The organism is Mesorhizobium sp. M2A.F.Ca.ET.042.01.1.1, from assembly GCF_003997405.1.
In the GTDB taxonomy this organism is placed as follows: Bacteria; Pseudomonadota; Alphaproteobacteria; order Rhizobiales; family Rhizobiaceae; genus Mesorhizobium.
In genome coordinates this window covers 1-3521 of the sequence record NZ_RZRX01000409.1, presented here as the reverse complement: position 1 = coordinate 3521, position 3521 = coordinate 1, and the positions used below count along the sequence as shown (strand labels likewise).

Here is a 3521-nt window from a genome sequence, read left to right as displayed (position 1 = left end):
GTGCGGTTTCGATCTCGACGATCGACGTCAACGTGGAAAGCATCAAGCTTTATGAAGCCGGCACCACGGCGGGAACGCAGAAGGGTATCCTCGACGCCAACTACGTCGGCGCGACCGGCGCCATCGTCGGCACGGCACAGAACCCGACCTTGGGTGCGGCTGCGGCGGCCGGCGACACCTACTCGGTCGCCGGCCTGAAGATCTTCGACTCGGCAACTGGCAAGGGCGCCAGCGACACCCAGATTCAGGAGATGATGAACGTCGTCGATACAGCGCTCAAGGCCATGACGACCGCCGCCACCAAGCTCGGCGCCGCCAAGAGCTCGATCGACCTGCAGAAGACCTTCACCTCGAGCCTGATGGACTCCATCGATCGCGGTGTCGGCCAGCTCGTCGATGCCGACATGAATAAGGAATCGACCCGCCTCCAGGCTCTGCAGGTTCAGCAGCAGCTCGGCGTCCAGGCGCTGTCGATCGCCAACGGCTCGTCGCAGTCGATCCTGTCGCTCTTCCGCGGCTGATCGCTCTATACTGACCACGCCAAAGCATCGGGCCGCGCCAAAAGCGCGGCCCGATTTGCGTTTGCTCAGGGCTCGCGCAACCCTCGTTTCTTAACTTCTCCGAAGCCGACTTTTAACAGGCCATTAACCATATCGCGCTAGGTATGGTTAACCAATTGATACAGGTTGTCGAATCGGCCCGACCGGCACGATCGCAACCGATGGGCAGGTCGAGGCCTGCGTGGCATGCCGGCTTTTGAGAAGGAGCGAGTTTCTTGGCGAGCATCATGACGAACGCTGCGGCATTGACCGCACTTCAAAGCCTCAACGCCACCAACAAATCGCTCGAGCAGACGCAAGCGCGGATCTCGACCGGCTACAGGGTCTCCGAGGCCTCCGACAACGCCGCCTACTGGTCGATCGCCACCACGATGCGCTCCGACAACTCGGCGCTGTCGACCGTGCAGGACGCGCTCGGCCTCGGTGCCTCGAAGGTCGATACCGCCTATACCGGCATGAACAACGTGCTGGACACCATCGGCAAGATCAAGACCAAGCTCTTGTCGGCTGTCGGCCAGTCGGACGCCAACAAGGCCAAGACGCAGACCGAAATCACTGCGCTCCAGGCGCAGATGAAATCCTTCGCCGACGCCGCCACCTTCTCCGGCTCGAATTATCTTTCGGTGACGTCCAAGCAGGTCGCCGCCGCCAATGACGGCGTCCAGCCCGACGCTCAGATCGTCTCCTCCTTCAACCGCTCCTCTTCCGGCGCCATCTCGCTCGGCACCATCGACATCAATGTCGAAAGCACCAAGCTGTTCGATTCCGGCCTCGCCACCGCCGTCAAGAACCAGGGCATCCTCGATCGCAAGACCTCGATCTATTCCACGGCAGCGGACCAGTCGGCGTATGACGCCGCCTATGCCACCGCGATCGCCGGCGGCGCCACCGACATCGCCGCCAACACCGCCGGCCAGGCCGCGGTGACGGGCACGCCCGTCAAGATCGACAACGTATCCGCCTTCAATCTCGACATCACGGCGACGGGCGTGACCGACGATATCATCACGCAGATGGTCACCAAGATCGACAACGTCATGAGTCAGCTTACTGACGCCGCCACCGTGCTCGGCGCCGCCAAGAGCTCGATCGATCTTCAGAAGACCTTCACCCAGAGCCTGATGGACTCCATCGACCGCGGCGTCGGCCAGCTCGTCGATGCCGACATGAACAAGGAATCGACCCGCCTCCAGGCGCTGCAGGTTCAGCAGCAGCTCGGCATCCAGTCGCTGTCGATCGCCAACAGCTCCTCGCAGTCGATCCTGCAGCTGTTCAAGAACGGCTAAGCCGCCTGATCACCTTCGACCGACGAAAAGGCCGTGTCTGAAACGCGGCCTTTTTCGTTTCTCGAGAGGAAGTTGCGCGTTCGGCATCTTGCTGGCTCTTTGCCGGCGCGCGCTATCATCTTCGCACAAGCTTCGCGGTCTAGTCTTCCAGCGGACAGTCGTGCTGGGAGCCGTTGAATCGTGCCGGAACAGATCCAGAGCATCATCGCGAATTTCAAGAGCTTCGGCGTGCGGCGTCTGGCGCTGATGGGCGGCATCGCGGCCCTGGTCATGGCCGTCATCGGCATCGCCTCCGTCTATCTCAATCGCCCGGCCTATGAAACGCTCTATGTCGGCCTCGAGCGTTCCGACGTGAACCAGATCGGCCTTGTGCTGGCCGATGCCGGCATCGGCTTCGATGTCGGCTCCGACGGAACCTCGGTGCTGGTGCCTGCCGGCACCACCGCGCAGGCGCGCATGCTGCTCGCCGAGAAGGGCCTGCCGACGAGCGCCAATGCCGGCTACGAGCTGTTCGACAATGTCGGCTCGCTCGGCCTCACCTCCTTCATGCAGCAGATCACCCGTGTGCGCGCGCTGGAAGGCGAGATCGCGCGCACCATCCAATCGATCTCCGGCGTCAAGGCGGCGCGCGTCCATATCGTCATGTCCGAGCGCGCCAATTTCCGCCGCGACGAGCAGCAGCCTTCCGCTTCGGTGGTGATCCGCTACGCCGGCAACGATGCCGGGAAGAGCGCCATGTCGATCCGCCACCTGGTCGCCGCGGCGGTTCCGGGCCTCTCGGCCGACAAGGTCACGGTGCTCGATTCCAACGGCAATCTGCTGGCCGCCGGCGACGATCCTTCCAACACGAGCGCCGCGCGCACGCTGGGCGTCGAGCAGACGGTCGAGGCGCAGATCGGCGACAACATCCGCCGCGCGCTCACCCCCTATCTCGGCCCCGACAATTTCCGCGCCAGCGTCAAGGCCGACGTCAACACCGACAGCCGCCAGACCGAGGAGACGATCTTCGATCCGAACTCGCGCGTCGAACGTTCGGTGCAATCGGTGAAGACCAACGAGGCGAGCAATCAGAAGCAGGCCTCGACCCCGACCAGCGTCGAGCAGAACCTGCCCGAGACCCAGACGACCAGCACCGAGGGGCCGCAGTCCTCCTCGCAGAACGACCGCAAGGAAGAGATCACCAACTACGAGATCAACTCGAAGAAGATCGCCACCGTCTCCAACGGCTACACGGTCAACAAGATGTCGATCGCGGTCGTCGTCAACCAGGATAGGCTGAAGACCATCCTCGGCAAGGACGCAACGCCGGAGCAGATCGCCAAGCGCGTCGCCGATATCCAGAAGATGGTGGCCTCGGCGACCGGCTTCGACGACAAGCGCGGCGACGTCATCGACGTGTCGGCGGTCGAGTTCATCAACGGCCTCGACGGTGAGCCGATCGAACAGCCGGGCATCCTCGCCTCGATCGGCACCTATACCGGCACGCTGATCAATGCCGGCGCCTTCATCGTCGTCGTTTTCCTGGTGGCCTTCTTCGGCCTGAAGCCGATGGCCGCCGCGCTGACGGCGTCGGCAAAGCCCGCGGCTATCGCCGGCCCAAGCTTCGACGACGTGCAACGCTCGCTGCCGACGCCGGACGCGCCGGTCGCCGCGATCACCGCCGAGGCCCCGCCGC

General features: G+C 63.6%; 3 protein-coding genes. All 3 read left to right on the top strand.

Translation table 11 applies throughout. From position 1 onward, the window contains the following. The coding region (locus EOA23_RS32795; RefSeq protein WP_281058780.1) for a flagellin at window positions 1–521 on the top strand (521 nt) is incomplete at its 5' end. A gap of 254 nt (window positions 522–775) precedes the next feature. Then, window positions 776–1846 carry a flagellin gene (locus EOA23_RS32790; protein ID WP_127307119.1) on the top strand — a complete coding sequence of 357 codons (1071 nt, stop codon included), beginning with the start codon at window positions 776–778 and terminating at the stop codon, window positions 1844–1846. A 180-nt stretch (window positions 1847–2026) separates the two neighbouring features. Then, window positions 2027–3521: flagellar basal-body MS-ring/collar protein FliF (gene fliF / locus EOA23_RS32785; protein ID WP_127307118.1), on the top strand; the 1495-nt coding region annotated here is incomplete at its 3' end.